The 14216-nt window shown below is 56.5% G+C and carries 15 protein-coding genes; 6 read left to right on the top strand and 9 right to left on the bottom strand.

Translation table 11 applies throughout. From position 1 onward, the window contains the following. Positions 1-31: 31 nt before the first annotated feature. Both KT882_RS15445 and KT882_RS15440 read left to right on the top strand, forming a co-directional pair. Entirely contained in the window at positions 32-1261 is a 1230-nt protein-coding gene (locus KT882_RS15445) for an efflux RND transporter periplasmic adaptor subunit (RefSeq protein WP_228892422.1), read from the top strand. Continuing rightward, entirely contained in the window at positions 1258-2685 is a 1428-nt protein-coding gene (locus KT882_RS15440; protein ID WP_228892421.1) for an efflux transporter outer membrane subunit, read from the top strand. The genes KT882_RS15445 and KT882_RS15440 overlap by 4 nt, the downstream gene beginning before the upstream one ends. Positions 2686-2723: 38 nt before the next feature. On the opposite strand, the gene KT882_RS15435 is transcribed toward KT882_RS15440, so the two are convergent. Continuing rightward, positions 2724-3419, bottom strand: coding sequence for a hypothetical protein (locus tag KT882_RS15435; RefSeq protein ID WP_228892420.1), 696 nt, complete (start codon positions 3417-3419; stop codon positions 2724-2726). A 142-nt stretch (positions 3420-3561) separates the two neighbouring features. Between KT882_RS15435 and KT882_RS15430 the strand changes: the two genes are divergently transcribed. From KT882_RS15430 to tnpC, 4 genes are all read left to right on the top strand, one after another. After that, entirely contained in the window at positions 3562-3903 is a 342-nt protein-coding gene (locus KT882_RS15430; RefSeq protein ID WP_228892419.1) for an SOS response-associated peptidase, read from the top strand. Positions 3904-4460: 557 nt separating this feature from the next. After that, a complete protein-coding gene (gene tnpA / locus KT882_RS15425) occupies positions 4461-4754 on the top strand; it encodes an IS66 family insertion sequence element accessory protein TnpA (RefSeq protein ID WP_228892418.1) in 294 nt (97 codons plus the stop codon). Then, positions 4754-5095 carry an IS66 family insertion sequence element accessory protein TnpB gene (gene tnpB / locus KT882_RS15420; protein ID WP_228892417.1) on the top strand — a complete coding sequence of 114 codons (342 nt, stop codon included), beginning with the start codon at positions 4754-4756 and terminating at the stop codon, positions 5093-5095. The genes tnpA and tnpB overlap by 1 nt, the downstream gene beginning before the upstream one ends. A gap of 54 nt (positions 5096-5149) precedes the next feature. Next, entirely contained in the window at positions 5150-6670 is a 1521-nt protein-coding gene (tnpC, locus tag KT882_RS15415; protein ID WP_228892416.1) for an IS66 family transposase, read from the top strand. Positions 6671-6843: 173 nt separating this feature from the next. Here the strand turns inward: tnpC and KT882_RS15410 are convergent, their stop codons facing one another. The 8 genes from KT882_RS15410 to KT882_RS15375 form a co-directional block, all read right to left on the bottom strand. After that, entirely contained in the window at positions 6844-8301 is a 1458-nt protein-coding gene (locus KT882_RS15410) for a DUF2971 domain-containing protein (RefSeq protein ID WP_228892415.1), read from the bottom strand. Positions 8302-8458: 157 nt separating this feature from the next. Continuing rightward, entirely contained in the window at positions 8459-9790 is a 1332-nt protein-coding gene (locus KT882_RS15405) for a serine/threonine protein kinase (protein WP_228892414.1), read from the bottom strand. A 415-nt stretch (positions 9791-10205) separates the two neighbouring features. Then, the gene (locus tag KT882_RS15400) at positions 10206-10580 is read right to left on the bottom strand and encodes a hypothetical protein (protein WP_228892413.1); all 375 of its coding nucleotides are present in this window, start codon (positions 10578-10580) and stop codon (positions 10206-10208) included. Between the two features lie 95 nt (positions 10581-10675). Then, positions 10676-11032, bottom strand: coding sequence for an Imm8 family immunity protein (locus KT882_RS15395; RefSeq protein ID WP_228892412.1), 357 nt, complete (start codon positions 11030-11032; stop codon positions 10676-10678). 138 nt (positions 11033-11170) lie between these two features. Continuing rightward, the gene (locus KT882_RS15390) at positions 11171-11410 is read right to left on the bottom strand and encodes a hypothetical protein (protein WP_228892411.1); all 240 of its coding nucleotides are present in this window, start codon (positions 11408-11410) and stop codon (positions 11171-11173) included. 139 nt (positions 11411-11549) lie between these two features. Beyond that, on the bottom strand, positions 11550-11840 hold the full coding sequence (locus tag KT882_RS15385) for a hypothetical protein (protein ID WP_228892410.1): 291 nt from the start codon (positions 11838-11840) through the stop codon (positions 11550-11552). Positions 11841-11891: 51 nt separating this feature from the next. Beyond that, positions 11892-12194, bottom strand: a complete 303-nt coding sequence (locus tag KT882_RS15380) for a hypothetical protein (protein WP_228892409.1) — start codon at positions 12192-12194, stop codon at positions 11892-11894. Between the two features lie 801 nt (positions 12195-12995). Then, entirely contained in the window at positions 12996-13934 is a 939-nt protein-coding gene (locus tag KT882_RS15375) for a PGN_0703 family putative restriction endonuclease (protein ID WP_228892408.1), read from the bottom strand. Positions 13935-14216 lie beyond the last annotated feature (282 nt).

Here is a 14216-nt window from a genome sequence, read left to right as displayed (position 1 = left end):
AATACCCCGTACCTTCAACGATGTAAAACCGATGAACGATGAAAATTCTGGCGCTCGCCGCCCAATATCCGGCAGCACGATATGGACCCATCGCCATATGCGGCTGGCTGCGGCGTCGCTGGTGATGGTGTTGAATGCCGGGGCTGCGGTAGCGGATGTATCAAAACCGCCGCAGGCCATGGCCGCCACGGATGCCACGCCAGACACGGTAACCGTGCAGCGCGGCGACCTGCAGCAAACAGTCGACGCAATCGGGAAATTGCAGTTCCATCGCGTTTCGGACGTCAGTGTCCAGACGGCGGGCCAATTGAAAGCGGTACTGTTCGCCGTTGGGGATACGGTGCACGAAGGCACGGTGGTAATGGAGATGTCGCCGGCGGTCCAGGCCATCCAGGTCGAAAGCAATCGTGCGCAAATGGCGCGGCTGCAGGCCGAGCTGGCGGACCAGCAGGCGCAAACCGATTTCGCCGAGTTGCAGTTCAAGCGCCAGACGCAGCTCAAGGCGCAAAACGCCACGCGGGAAGAAAGCGTCGAATCGAGCCGCATGAATCTGTCTTCGGCGCGCGCCCGCATGGACTCCATCAAAGCGCAGATTCAGCAGCTCCAGGCGACGCTGAAATTCGATGAAGAAAGCCGCCAGCATACGCAGATATTGGCGCCGATCTCCGGGACCGTCGTGGCCGTGAATGCGCGCCCCGGACAAGCGGTCAGCATCGGCCAGGCGGGCGCGCCATTGCTGCGCATTGCGGACCTGTCGCAAATGACGGTCCAGGCGCGCGTGGCGGAAGCCGATGTGACGCGCCTGCGGCGCGGCATGACGGCCAATTTCCAGACGCCCGGCTATCCGGGCCGCACCTGGTCGGGCAAGCTGCGCCAGGTGCTTCCCGTGCCTGCCGAGGGAACCGGCGAACAGGGCAAGCAGACTTTCTACAACGTTCTGTTCGAGGTCGACAATCCGGAGCAGGATTTGATGAGCGGGATGACGGCCCAGGTGCAGTTCGTCGTCGCGCAGGCCAAGGATGCCTTGCTGCTGCCGGCCCACTTGCTGGGCAAGCGCGACGCGGCGGGAATGTATGAGGTCCGCGTCGTGAACGCCAACCGGCAGATCGTGCCGCGCGCAGTGAAGGTCGGCATGCGCAATCAGCAGCAGGTACAGGTGTTGTCCGGCCTGGAGGCCGGCGAGCAAGTTCTGGCAGGGCCGGTGCCCGTGCCGGCTGTCGCTCCCCTGCCCAAGCGGGCAGCACTGATGGGGACGCCATGAAACAACGCTCCCTGTTCGACGGATTGGCACAAGCGGGAATGCTGCGGACAGGCGCGCCAGCCTTGTGCCTCGCCGGCGCGCTGCTGACGGGCTGCGCGCACACGATTCCCGTTGCGGAACCGTTGCCGGCGGTCGACTTGCCCGCCGGCTGGTCACAGGCCGGGACGCCGGGCAGCCAGGAATGGCCCGATACCAACTGGTGGCAGCGCTTTGGTAGCGCCGAGCTGAGCCAGCTGGTGCGCGAAGGGCAAGAGAACAACCTGGAACTGGCCGCCGCGCTGTCGCGGCTGCGGCAGGCCGAGTCCCAGGCGCGGATTGCCGGAGTCGCGCTGTTGCCTTCCGTCGATGCTGTTGCAGGCGCCAGCCGGGATTTACCGGTCGCCGGACATCACAACGCCAATGTTTCATCGAGCGGGCTGTTGCAGGTGTCATACGAAGTCGATTTTTGGGGCAAGAACAAGGCCAATGTTGCCGCGGCCGCAGCATCGCTCAGGGCCAATGCCTATGACCGGCAAACTGTCGCCCTCACCGTGACCAGCGGCATCGTGGCGACTTATCTGCGCGTATTGTCCCTGCGCGACCGTCTGGACGTGGCGCGCGAGAACGCGACGAATGCCGAGCATGTGCTGTCGCTGGTCGAAGCCCAGAGCAGCGTCGGCGCCGCCACTTCGGTCGATCTGGCGCGCCAGCGCTCCGCTGTCGCCAATCAGCACGCTGCCATCCCCGATTTGCAGCAACAGGAACGCGAGGCGCATTCGGCCTTGGCGATTTTGCTCGGCCGCTCGCCGCAAACCTTTCGCATCCACGATAGCGGACTCAACACGATTCAATTGCCGGAGGTGGCGCCTGGCATGCCGTCCGAACTCCTGTCGCGGCGCCCCGACATTCGCCGTTCGGAAGCGGTCCTGGCTGCTGCCAGCGCCAATGTCGACGCGGCGCGCGCGGCGTTGTTCCCCAGCATACGCCTGACCGGAACGGCGGGCACGCAGAGCAGCGCCCTGCTGTCGCTGCTCAACGGCCAGAACTTGTTCGCCAACGTCGGCGCATCGTTGATGGCGCCGATTTTCGATGGCGGACGCCTGCGGACACAGCGTGACCTGGCCGTTGAACAAAAACAGGAACTGGTGCAGGCATATCGCTCGACGGTACTCGCGGCCTTGGCGGAAGTGGACACCGTGCTGGGCCAGATCAAAAGTCTTGACGAGCAGCGCCGGCTAAAAATGGTCGAGCTGGAACAGACGCGCATGGCCTTCAATTTGTCTGAGATCCGCTACAAGGCGGGGGCGGAAGACTTGATGACCGTGCTAGATACCCAGCGCAGCCTGTCGGACGTGCAGAATGAGTTGGGGATACTGAAGCTGAAACGGCTACAGGCCACGGTATCGCTGTACAAAGCGCTCGGCGGTGGGTGGCAAGCCGGATGACCGACGCGAGCGCCTGCTGAGCCGTTTCATCAAGACTGTCAGTGCTGCGGAAATGCCTCGCGCCCCGCTCTCGCCTCATCGAATTCCAGCGCCTGCTCCAGATCAAACTTGCAGATCCAGCCCTGCTGCAACAACGTCAGGGGAGACTCCAAACACTGCTGCTTGAGTTCGAAGCCGGATAAAGTGAAACGATCGGACGACATCCAGTCCAGGCCGCACTCGAGCAAAGGGAATTCCATGGAATCGGCCGCGCCGTCCCGTTCACCGATTGCGCCATACGTGGTACTGCGCCCAAAGATAGGGCTCAACATGCTGTCGACCACCAGACGGCCGGACGTGTTGCGGGCAAATCTGTCTGCCAGCATCCGCCTTTCCAGCTCAACGCCGTAGTCGAACATGTGGACCGCACGAAACCGCGTGACGCCACGGGGAACCGCAAGCCGGCAAATCCAGGTCTGCGCGACACGCCTGCGCCCTTTGTCGCTCACAACAGTCTCAACACCGCTGATCACAAGCTGCCAGGACTTGAACCAAACCAGCTTGGGCGCCAGCAGTTCGCCAATCACGCGCTGCGCTCCCAAAGGGTAAAGGCGGGCGACCTTGCCTGGCCTGCGCTGCCCTTGATCGGTCACGTTGAGCACCAGCAGTTCGCAAGGTTCGGAGCCGTCCCACAGCGGCACCGGATGGTCCAGCAACACACCAGACTGACGGCGCTTCGCAACCCATACCTTCACCTTCCCCTCCAAAAAATACTGTACACACATACAGTATATCAGCAAGAGCGAAAAGCGCTATCATTCCAGTCTCGTCTCCAGCTCACCACCCATTATGTGTGTCAACTTTCAACCTCCAACGCCGCAAATGCTCGAACAAGTCATGGGCGTGCTGATCGATTTGCACGACGTGGAGCGCTGGAAGCCGGAGACATGGAAGGACTATTCCGCCCCTATCGTTCGGCGCGGCACGGATGGGGCGCGCGAAGGACTGTTAGCGACCTATGGCATGGTGCCCAGGAAGCGTATTCCGGAAGGTGTGCGCCCTTTCGATACGATGAACGCACGCGCCGAGACGGTGGGCCAGTTGCGCTCATTCTCCGGCGCCTGGAAGCGTTCACAACTTTGCCTGGTGCCGATGTACCGGTTAGATTGCGAAGCATGGACATCCTTGAATGCCTTTGAAGACCTATGTTTCAGGAAAACTGCCAATGTCCATGACTAACGCAGATTTCCAGTGCAGCACCCGACATTTTGTCCATACGCCTTTCCATGCGAAACACCCCGGATCAACCCCAAAGGGATTCGGTTTGCGAAGCAAACTTGGCCGGATACAAGCGAAGCGCGGCAATACTTTTATGGACTAGCAACCTCCAACCTGAAGTAGCCATTAATTTGTTGGTTTCAGGAACTGCTTTGCAGCAACAGCGAACGGTCTGTCTTCCAGATGGCTGGCAAGTTCCGGCCAGAAGTTCATCGTCATCCGTGCGTAATTCACTTCTGTTGAGCAGCAAGTTCGACGAGGTGGACGTTTGTGTTCGGCAACGTGAGCATTTTCAGTATGAGTGGTCGATTAGGGCCGCTTACGCCCCAAACCGGAAGTTCGCAATACGGGTGAAACTGTAGGCTGGTTCATTTTTTTGCGCAGGTGGAAATACAGAACATCGACGATAAAGAATTTTGAATCATATGTCGAATAGAAAATTAGTAAGCGGCCAGCGCACCCACCTATGAATCCGTGAATCCCCAGTCCAAACTCCGTATTTTTATTTGGAGATGAGGATGGTGAACACCGAACGAGAAGCAGTGTGGCAAGAGCGTGTTGCGCACTGGCGAGCAAGCGGTCTGTCGCAGCGCGCCTTCGCCCTGCAAGAAGGTTATCCAGTACGGCAAATGGGTTACTGGGTTCGCCGACTGCGCGGGTCGCCGGCCGCGCCCGGGCTGCTGCCGGTGCGAGTTGCGCCAGCATCCCCAGTGCCCGTCGAGATCAGGCTGGTCAACGAGCGCGGTTGGACGTTGAGCTTGCCGAACGATGTGCCGGCCAACTGGCTGGCCGAATTGATGCGAGCGCTGTGATGGAACTGTCGGCCGATGCGATCTGGCTGGCGACGGCGGCGGTGGACATGCGCACCGGCATCGACGGCCTGTCCCTGCATGTGCAGCAGGCGCTGGGGCGCCCGCCGTGCGACGGCACGGCCTACGTGTTCGCCAATCGCCGCCGCACGCGCCTCAAGCTGGTGTGCTGGGACGGCACCGGCGTCTGGATGTGCCTGCGCCGCCTGCACCGTGGCCAGTTCGTCTGGCCGCAGGCGGACGATGCGTGCTGGCAGATGAGCGCCGAGCAATGGCGCTGGCTGGTCGCGGGCGTGGACTGGCAGCGCCTGTCGGCACCGGCGCCGGCCCAGTGGCGCTTGTGATGCCGTCGGCGGTGGCGCTTGTAAACCTAGGCCGCCGCCTGTAAACTGCGCAGCATGAACCCGCTCGACGACCTTGCCCGCACCGACATCGACCCAGCGCTGCTGGCGCAGGTGCAGGCGCTGTTCGCCCAGCAGCAGGCCAGGTTGGCGGAGAAGGACTTCAAGATCACCGCGCTGACGCACGAACTGGCCTACTACCGGCGCATCCGCTTCGGCAAGGCCAGCGAGGCGCTTGTCGGCGAGCAGCGCCTGCTGTTCGAGGAAACGGTCGACATGGACCTGGCCGCCATCGAGGAAGAGCTCGAGGGGCAGGCGCCGGCCAAGCGGCAGCGCCAGCGCGCCGGCCGGCAGCCGTTGCCGCCCGAGCTGCCGCGCATCGAGCACCGCCATGAGCCGGCATCGTGCCAGTGCGGCCGGTGCGGGGCCGACCTGGTCAAGATCGGCGAAGACGTCAGCGAGCAACTGGACGTGGAACCGGCGCGCTTTTTCGTGCATCGCCACATCCGTCCCCAATATGCCTGCCGTCCGTGCGAGACCGTGACGGCAGCGCCGATCCCGGCCGCCATCGTCGACGGCGGCATGGCCGCCGTCGGCCTGCTGGCGTGGATCGCGGCCTGCAAATACCTCGACCATTTGCCCCTGTACCGGATCGAGCAAATCGCGGCCCGCCAGGGCGTGCCGTTGGCGCGCTCGACCCTGGCCGAGTGGATCGGCCGCGTCGGCGTGGCGTTGCAGCCGCTGGCCGAACGGCTCGCCGAACTGCTGCGGCAACAGGCCTGCCTGCATGCCGACGAGACGCCGGTGCGCCAACTCGACCCCGGCAGCGGCAAGACCCGGCACGCCTACCTGTGGGCCTACCGCTCCGGCGTGCACGACGCCGGTCCGCCCATCGTCGTGTTCGACTACCAGACCAGCCGGGCCGGCGCGCACGCGCGCGCCTTCCTGCATGGCTGGCGCGGCCACCTGATGGTGGACGACTATGTCGGCTACAGGGCACTGTTCACCGACGGTCCAACTGAGCTGGCCTGCCTGGCGCATATTCGGCGCAAGTTCTTTGACGTGCACGCCGCCAGCGGCAGCCCCGTCGCCGAGGAGGCGCTGCGCCGCATCGCGGCGCTGTACGCGATTGAGCAGCAAGGCGCCGGACTCGATCCGCCGCAGCGGCTGGCATTGCGCCAGCGCCTGGCCGCGCCGTCGCTGGGCGAGCTGCACGCCTGGCTGCTGGCGACCCAACGCAACGTCGCCGCCGGCAGCAACACGGCCAAGGCCATCGACCACGCGCTCAAGCGCTGGCCGGCGCTGGCGCGCTACGCCGAGTCCGGCAGTCTGCCGATCGACAACAATCCGGTCGAGAACGCCATCCGTCCCATTGCCATCGGCAAGAAGAACTGGCTGTTCACCGGTTCGGAGCGGGCCGGCCGCCGCGCCGCCGCCATCCAAAGCTTGTTCGCCACCGCCAAGTTGAACGGACTCGATCCGTTGCGCTGGCTGGCAGGCGTACTGGAACGTCTCCCGACGTGCCCTAACAGCCAGCTCGATACGCTGCTGCCATTTCCGAACTCTACGCAGTCCTAAACCCGCTGAACAGGTGGGACGGCTGGACGCTTACGAAAATTATTGTCGACTTGAAGAATGGCCGGTTACTAATAGTTCAACGTCTATTATGGTGTTGGTGTTGGTGTTGGTGTTGGTGTTGGCGCTGGCCGGTCTGCCTGGCGTGGCGCGCTAAGCGTCGCGGTAGAGCAGTATCATACTCGCGACGTTTTCAAAATGATCGGAAGGGCCTCCATTTCGGACAGCTTGATCTCATTCTGATTGGTTGTGAACTGTGCTTGGAAAAAATTAAAATCGCTTCGGTTGTGATCGCGGCACTTTTCCGCGATCACTCTCATGACCTTTAGTTTGTCAGCGGCCGCAACCCTCACACCGAATATGATAGCTTCGAGGGATGAGAAGTCATAACTCAGGGTGCGATCCTCGGGAGTTAAATCGGCACTCATCGAGTGATAGACAAGGCGCTGCTCCTGCTCCGGCTTCCATGTCTCTGTCTTTGTCGTCGCAGAGACTAGAAACTGTTTCCAGTATTCGTCTCGCCACTTTTTTCGTTCCTCCTCCGTGCGCAGCAGCAGAGGACTAACCTCCTTCTTTTCGTTGGTATACCACTGTGCATTAAGGACAGGAGTAGGTGCGGCACCAAGCGTTTCAAAGAAATTGAGTGTGGCATGGTCGGCCCGGTACACAACCGGCTTGAAGTAATGCGGACGCATTGTGCGTTGGCTGCCGTTCATGTCAAAAGAGGTGGTCGTGTTGAGATTGATAAACCTCCCATTTGCGTCTGTATCAGTACGAAACTTGAGACAGATTCCAGAGTGGTTGCTTCCGTAGTACGCCCACATTGAGGGTGCGTCGCATGACTCCATGAAACAAGCGGCGTACCAAGGTGGGTACATCAATGCGCCGAGACGGCGAACATATGCGAAGCAAAAATCATTGAAAATGAAGACGCGGTTCGCATCGCTAAAGTCGATTTGCTCAGTGTAATAGTTCAGTAAGTCTGCTTCTTGATGCTTGCTTAGCACATTTGCATACTCGGCCTCAATAGAACCATGAGAATGGGCGTGCGTCCTTTCCAAGATATCGAAGAGGTCTATCGCGGATTGCACGCGCAAAAGCTCTGCTTTGATCCCCGGGGCAGGATCGAAGATTCGACCTTGATTTGTTCGCTCATGCACCTGACGCACGATGTCGAAAATCGTCATAATAACGAAGTAGTGCACCGAGCGGAGGTGCACAGTGACTTCGTTGCGACCAATATTCCGTTCAGTGCTCGCGATTCTATCTAACAACACGCTAATCGTAGGATTGCCAAAAAATAGCGTCTCCAGCTCATCGTGCACCGCGCTGCGTCCTGACAAATAGGGATTCTGTACAGGAATGTCCTGCCAAGTAATCGGACGCGCCCGTTTGTGGGTCGCCCAAAACGCGAACGCGTCAACCGTGCAGGCAAGGTAGTTCTTAAAAAAATTCCTCCAAATAATCGCGTCGCCTTTCCAATACAGATTTATGTGACCTTCAAGTGGGTCGTTCAACTGGTCGGGTGACGCGAAGTAGATCTGTTGCTGCAGCAGTTCCTGCCGCTTGCCAAGTAAATTGTCGACAGAGCGGAAGCGATAGAGGAAATGTTCGCCACCTTCATTTGTTGTCATTGGTTTGGTCCGTGATCTGTTAGGCGTGGCTTATGCATTATCGTATGATCGCATGGTCTCGCGAATGGCTGCTGTGGCCGTGCACTGTCGCTCATAGTTGCGGCTCAGCGCTAAGCATAGATTGCAAGCCGGAACTTGGCTTTAGCTACAAGTGGGGTCAGAGTTTTTCATTAAGTTCCACTGCTTTTGCCACCCAGCCCTTGAAATCACTCCTTATTGTGTTAAGTAAAGAATTTACACCTTCCTCTTCGGATGGAGCCCCTGGGATGACTTCAATCTCCTCCGTCCATAGATTGACACATTCCTTGGTCTGTCCGTTAAATATAGTTACATTAGTTTCGATAATTATTTTTGCATTATCGATATTTTTACCGTCGGTGATCATGCAAAGAATTTCCATTTCCACAAATTTTTTCTGAGCATTCCATGGCTTCCAGGGAACGACTGCTGTAATTTTAAAACCATATTGGTAATTGTCTATACTTGCGCCGACATTCGAAAAATTATTATCACTAAAAGTTTTTGCTAATACAGAAACACACGGACGGAAGCGTTCTCGGATCAGCTTCCTTGAGTTAGATCTAATGGCTTCTTCGTCCGTTTTTTTTGCAATAGCGATATCATTTATTGACTTTCTTGAAGCAAAATCGGCGGTTAAGTCAGATAGGTCAAATGCATCATTACTAGACGGAAGTGTCATCGGTTTTAGCCACTTAAACAATTCATCGGAAAATTCTCGCATCCTTATACGCTTTGACGGTGTATGCATGGTTGCAAGCATAATCAATTGATCCAATAGATATGCTCGGGGGTGAGAGACATACACGCTTATCGTCAATGCGGGGATGGACGTATCAAATGATCCTGGCAAGGGATATTTTTGACCGGTCGCAAATACCCAAAGGGTCTTCGCTAGAGAATACACATCGGCAGCCATCCCATCGGCTACTCCCGCATCGTTCAACATCTCAGGCGCGATATAGTATATCGGCCCGACCTTCTCACCTATTGCGGTTCTTGACTCCTTCCCAGGGAAGTGTGCCAGCCCAAAGTCACCAACTGCCCACGATTCCCTATACCGAAAAAGGTTATCGGGTTTGATGTCCCTATGAGAAAAGCCAAGATCATGCATGTTGGCCAAGGTAGCACTGATAGCTGCGACGGCCTCGACAATCTGTTCTAGTGAACTGGCGTCTGTTAGGTGTTTGACAATTGGCTCTGCCAATTCCATCACGAACCAAGATTTTTCCGCCATGGATGGGCTGTCCTGACTGAAGGATGAGTCCAAAACTGGCAACACACCGGGAATATCTTTGCATTGAACTAAAGCATCGACCTCGTCCTTGAAGCGCTTCGCACGTTCCGTTGATGGCTTCCCTTGGAAGACTTTTAGCGCGCCCTCCAGATTATCCCTTGTGGCGCGATAGACCTCCCCATTTCCGCCTTTTCCAAGTTTCTTTCCGCACATCCAATTCCCAAACGACTTCACAGCTCCTCCAAATTTCTATCATACTCAGGCGATATGGTCTGTCCGGTCTTGGCCGGTTGCTGCCTGCACACATTTATGGCATGACCATCGTGCCATCAATAGCTGAACAAAAGGCCAAAAACCAGAAGATTGGTACAAGAAGAAAAAGCCACGATGAAGAAAATACTAGCCTTGCAGCTAGTACCCGCCCCCTAGTAACGCGAAAGATACCCCAAAAACCGACAGCCAACAGACTTAGGCACGCTAGCACGAAGTATATTGGATGGCTTATCCAAGTTGAGTGACGCCAAAGTTCAAGGAAATAGAACCAAAACACAATTGGGGCTGCCGCAAGCGTCCAGTTTGTCACCAGACCCACACTTTTGTGCACTCCCTGTTTCATCGATACCCCGTTTCCAATGTCTGCTGTTGGCCGCTATACGTCATAGCTAAATGTCGTGACTTGCCAATTTGGTTCCAGCTTGAGCCGGAAGCCGTAAGGCGCCGGTCTGCTAATGTCGTATCGGCCAGCGAATAAATTTGCTGCCGCAAACTCGATAAACTTACCATCCTTGGCGGACACTACTCTGGCGCCAGGGCTGCTCAGAAGATTTAAGAGAACCACTGGCTCTGCCATTCCTTCGCAGCGAATCGTGAGTTCCACGTCACCCGCCATCGGCCAAATGGTGAGCGTTAAATTTAGGGGCTTTCTGTCAACGGAATAACTATACGAGATACCGTACTCCTCGCCAACAGGCACTACCCCCAAGGCCTCAAGAAAATCTAGTGGTTCCCAAGAAAATTCTGGCATTCGGTTTCCGATGAACTGATTGGTACAAAAAAATGGACACTTTTCGGCAAGGGTGACAGTCCGCTACTGGCCGATTTTGGTCAAAACGCGAAATCTCACATTCTGTAGCTTTCAAATTCCCAATGTGTCTTTATGGATAACTGTTTCGCAAGCTCGTCCCAGCTACCACCTTCGCAATCGGCCACAAAATCCTTAATTTTTTGAACTACTGTGCTATAGCTGTAGGGGCCGTCAAATTCAAAACGACGGCAATCTAATAGAAGGCCGTCCGCAGTCCTATGATTAAACCAAATCCTTGAGCAGACCAATATCTGGAAAAGGTCGCCGCAAGTTTCACATAGTGGGCCAATTGTTGCCGTTACATAAATTCCAAAATTGAGCGCATTCTCAGGTCGATAATCCTCAAACGCGGTGGAGCTACTTAGATCGAGACTTTTTAGTTCCGCTTTCACGATTGAATACCATTGAGAATTTGAGGGGCCGTTACTGGCCGGACTCGGCCATCGGCACTCAGGATAGCATCTTGCCCAGGTGAAAAATACACGCATTGTCACGAGCAGGCCGAAGCCGCCCCAACGCGGTAGCTCGAATTATTCTTCGTCACGCAACCGAGCCCGAGCTTCTAAGAGCGCTTGGGCATATTCCAGATCAAATGGAGCTACCGATTTCTTCTCAAAAATGCAGCATAGATTCCAGAGCGCCCTTTGTTCAGCCTGGTCTACTATATTTAACTGATCCGAATCAGAGTAGCGGCTCAAAAACTCAAATAGCACCAACGCCTCGTCAGCAGTAAGGGTTATTTGAACTTCAGAATTTGTTTGCTCGCTCATGTGGTGTAAATTCGCTCTTTATATCCGTCTGCAAATGGCCGGACTCGGCCATCGGCACTAAGGATAGCATCTTGCCCAGGTGAAAAATACACGCATTGTCACGAGCAGGCCGAAGCCGCCCCAACGCGGACTCCAGGGTTCAATGCTGGATCACTGGTAGTTCACCATCTTTAAACAACTCCAGTTTTCCGAACTTTGCAGTGAGCGCGTCGATGAGATGCCCAAAGAACAGATGATATGCGCCTTTTCGGGAAGTGATGAGGCCGCCAGTGATGATTTCACAGTCGACATCAAACTCTGGCTGCCCCGGAAGCTGGGAGTAAAAATAAAACGCTGTACCGTCACGAAAGGCGGCAAGGGACGACAAGCCACGAAGAAGGCTATCCAACTCATCTGCGTCGTTACAATCAAATAAAATTACTTGCCACATGAGCGCCTAACAACAGGTTTATCGAAAGTCCGTTTTTGGCCGCATACGGCCCTAGAGAAACAATAACTGCATCTTAGCACTAGAGAAATATTGAACCTTTGCTCGAACTAATTCCACGGCCAGTTTTTGGCGCAAGGCTAGTCCTTCCGCATCTAACTTATCAACTTCGGTCACGTCTGTGTATGCCCTAAAGTGCGCAATTTCATATCGCTGCTGCCAAGCCGAAATTTTATCGCCCAGACACTCGGAAATGCCGAGCTCAGATGCCGTCAAATACCCACCCTCAACCGCGTCCCTAATACCAGTTCCAGAGATATTTCCATCAACCACCAAATAGTGTGTTCTGTCGTTCATGTCGATGACCCATTCGTGAACGTCTGCAACTGGCCGAAAGTACGCCTAGCCAGATTGTGCCAGATACTATCTGCCTGATTCTTTTGAACCGGGTTGAAATTCAACGCACCGTCGTTTTGCTCGCTCGGAAGTAGATTCTCGGATCTGAATTGCAGCAAGTGGCGAATCCTTATCGTACGCTAGTGCGTATGATGCATACTCCAAGGCCATATCATAGTTTCCATTCTCGGCGGCATCATGGGCTGTTACTAGAGACATTATGCTTTGTGCCTTGCGTAGCTGTAGCTGCCTGTATTCGCTTGCTGCCCAACCGAGGCACGTCGATAATATTGATGTGAGGAATATTATCAAGCCGATTTTTGTTTTTGTCATACGCACTCCAACTTGCAGCTTTTGGCCGAACCCGGCCGACAGCAGTCAGGATAGCATCATGCTCATGTGCAAAATACACGAATTGTCACGAGCAGGCTGAAGCCGCCCCATTACAGACGGCCAGTGAGTTTTAGCCTACCTTCGGTTGCCATGGGTTCCCCGTTATCTCAGCATTTGCATACAAATGAATGACCGGTCCTGGCCGGTTGTCTGCGTTCGGATAGCAGCATGTTCTGCGCGTTCCGCATCCTGCACCCGCGCTGCACGAAAGCGAATTTCGATTGGGATTCGATCCTCGAGGACTTGCTCTCACCGGGCGCGCTCGGGCGCCGTGTTGCGGCCCACGTCGAACGCATTGTCTACGTGGCAGCCCGTTGCGACTGCCAATGCGGCGCCTCAGGCGGGAGCATCCCTGCAACTGCACTGAGCCTACAGGGGCAGCGGCTGGGCCGGGTCAAAAACGCGCGCACTCAAGCGCAGCCCGCAATAGCGCGCCCACAGTAGCATGCTCCACTCGCGCCGCTCCCATGTCAGTTCCAGTTGCTGCAGCGCCGAAATGAAGTCGCCATAAGTAATCACCCGGAAGCTGTCCACGCCATCACTCAGCTTGTCACGGAATGCCAGTCCGGTCTCAATCGCATCTTGGTCGCCGTCGAAGCAGAACAGTCCCGTCATCCTGAAATCGTAGTGCCCCTTCTGCACGCAGGACTCAGCAATGAGCTGGTTGCGCATTAACTGGTTGAACCTGGAGTCGAAGTAACTATCCAAAGGGTCTCGAAAACTGGCGCTAGCCGCCGCTATGGCCTGGTACTCCGCGCGTCTGTACTCCTTTGGTGAAAAGCTGTCGGTGTACTTGCACTCCAGGCCCAGCAGCCCGCGCCGCCCTCCTGCCGAAATCTCGAACGCGACATCGAAGGCCGAGTTGTCGCCGGTGTAGCGCTCCTTGGGTGCAAACTCAAACCGCACGGCTTCCACGGCATCAACGGACGGGAACAGTTTCTGGAGCACCCGTGTAGCCAGGTCCAGGTCTTTCTTTAAGTCCCCGAAGAAGTTGAATGCCAGCGGCTGGCTTGACAGAAGATTGTTGTAGAGCCGGTCCATATCGAACAGCCCAGCCGCATGGACCTCGCGCTCGCGCAGTGTCTCCTTCACCGCCCACTCCGCCAACGGCGACAGAAAGTTGGCTCGGGACTGCAACCCTCCCGTCACCGTATTGCACACCCGCGCATCTTTATTAGCTGGATTCGCCCCTTCCGGCTCACCTAGCACCACCGCTCGCCACCAGCCCTGATGGAAACGGATGCGGCGCTTGGCGCGTCCCTCGTCAGGCAAAGTACCAATCAGGGAGCGAAGGTCGGAAGCGTTCATCGGTGGTCTTTCGTGGGTGATCAAGGGAATAGCCAAGCCAGGCAAGGCGACGCGTGTTGCCGTCGAGTATGCCAGCTTTTGGACTATAGACTGTCACCCAATGTCACAGGCTTGTTACATCACGCCGACCCGCGGATGGTCCCTGCCGATTGTACTCGACCAAGAATTGGCCTGGATCAGCTCGGCGGCAGAACACGTCGCATTAATAAGCTGGAATTGCGACCGACGAAAGAAGAGGTGGTAGCGGCCTCTCATAACTCTAACTCATCCGACAGTCCGTGA

The organism is Pseudoduganella aquatica, assembly GCF_020865585.1.
GTDB classification, from domain to species: domain Bacteria; phylum Pseudomonadota; class Gammaproteobacteria; order Burkholderiales; family Burkholderiaceae_D; genus Rugamonas; species Rugamonas aquatica_A.
The sequence above is the reverse complement of the archived record's forward strand: the minus strand, read 5'-3'. Positions and strand labels throughout refer to the sequence as shown.